This is a genomic window from Mesorhizobium sp. PL10 (assembly GCF_053714315.1).
Map to the genome: position 1 here is coordinate 1 of NZ_JBSKBR010000120.1, position 1,869 is coordinate 1,869.

Genomic DNA, 1,869 nt, shown 5'->3' on the forward strand with positions numbered 1-1,869 from the left:
CCTGTAAGAATAAGTTATTAAGTCAGCATGTTAGGCGCGCGCCGGCGCGTGTTACCACTACATTTTGGGGGTGATCTCAGGCGAGTTGTTCGTCGAGGTTGTGTGGCAGAGCGATGCCAGCTGCCTTGAAGACGTTGCCCACTTGGCCCGTGACGTGAGTTCTGGTTGTGAGGATGCGACCATCCTTTTCGATGGTGGCTTCCTGGAGGCGGTCGAGATCGCGTAGGAGCGGCTGCCATTCGGGCGTCAGGCCTTTGGCGCGGCAGAGGCGGCGCAGTTCCTTGCTGAGCACGAGCGCCAGGAACGAGCAGAACACATGCCCGCGGATGGCGGCATCGGATTGGTGGAAGATCGGCCGGGTATTGAAGGTTGCCTTGGCGGCGCGGAACAGGCTCTCGACCTCGAGCAAATCGCGATACCGCAGCACGGCCTGGAGCGGGGTCACCTTCGCGTTGGTCCGCACCACGGTGATGCCGTCGTAGCGGGCTTCCTCGGCAAGCTTGCCGACATCGATCTTGAAGTTCTTGCCGCTGGCCTTGAGGTAACGCCGGTAGGCCGAGTTGCCGACCAGTGCCTTGTCGCCCTTCTTGAGCTGGGCCTCGAGGCCGGCGATGATCGCCTGGCGGTCGGCCTTGTCCTTCTCGGCCTCGGCGTCATTGCGGCTGACGATGTAGCGGTCTTTACCGACCTTGACCTGCTTGACCCACAACTGAGTTTCACCGCGCTGGCGCTCGAGAACGAGCGGAACCATCGGTGCCGTGTCATTGAGCACGACGTTGTGGATCACGCTGCTCGAGCGTTCGCTGGCCCCCAGAATGTATTCCATGCCCAGCTTTTCGAGCGCGGCGATGGTATCGGCGCTGATCATGCCGCGATCGGCGACAACGCAGGCGCGTGTGACGCCGAAGCGCGTTCGCAGCCGATCGACCACCGGCAACAGGACGGTCACGTCAGCGGTGTTGCCGGGCACCATCTCGGTGCAGATCGGCCGGCCCTCGGCATCAACGACCAGCGCCAGGATCATTTGCGCCAGATCGGGGCGGAAGTCCTTGGAATGCCCGCGCTTGCCCAGCGTCTCGCCGCCCGCGCCCTGGAAGGACAATGAGGTTGTGTCCATGAACACAAGGCTGAGGTCGGTGAACAGGTCCTGCCGGCGCGCGAAGAGCTTTTCCTCGATCACGTCTTTCACGCAGCGCGCCACCAGCGCGCCTTGCGCCTTTTCGCCGAGTTCCTCGCCCAGCCACGCCATTGCCCGGTAAAAGTGATGGAGCGCCAGACCCTCGGCGCCCTCGATACCATAATCGGCCATCCAGTTCGCGCAGTCGCGGTCCGAGCCCGAGACGAACAGCCGATGCAACGTGCCAATGAACACCGCCCGTTCCACCGCAAAGCCGAACTGGCGCCCTTCCAGCACTTCTTCCAGCACATCGCCGATCCCGAGCCGCTGCCACAGCCGCCCGAACAACAGCGGACCGCCAATGCGGCGAGAGGCAATCCGCCCCGCGTCAATGTCGGACAGGATGAGGCTGCGTTCGCCATGGCGCGCAATCGAGGCCGCCAATCTGTCAAGTTCGCCGCTGGCAACCAGCGCATCCTTGCGGCCCAGCGCCTTTATCGTGCGCTGGCGAACGGTCTTGCCGTCGCGGACACTTTCCACGAGGTAGAGATAGCGGTGGCCGCGCGCGACTCTCTCAACGACAAACATGCCAGCGTTGTTAGCCAATAAATGCCATTAAATCCATACAAAGCAGGGATAACAGCGCAAATGTTGTTACCACAATTTTTCGCACCGGAAATTCAAGGCAAGGGAATTCAACAGCTTAACCGGCAGTGTTCGCCATCCGTTCACCTCCAACTGTTCAAGTTGGG

At 61.7% G+C, this 1,869-nt stretch carries 1 protein-coding gene; it reads right to left on the minus strand.

Features of this window, described 5'->3' with window-relative positions; translation table 11 throughout:
- Positions 1 to 76: 76 nt before the first annotated feature.
- Positions 77 to 1,705, minus strand: a complete 1,629-nt coding sequence (locus ACWGTO_RS33295) for an IS1634 family transposase (protein WP_454578928.1) — start codon at positions 1,703 to 1,705, stop codon at positions 77 to 79.
- Positions 1,706 to 1,869: the final 164 nt, after the last annotated feature.

Excerpts from the sequence above, each read along its gene's own strand:
- ACWGTO_RS33295 (WP_454578928.1), bottom strand. The coding sequence starts at position 1,705 with ATGTTTGTCGTTGAGAGAGTCGCGCGCGGCCACCGCTATCTCTACCTC.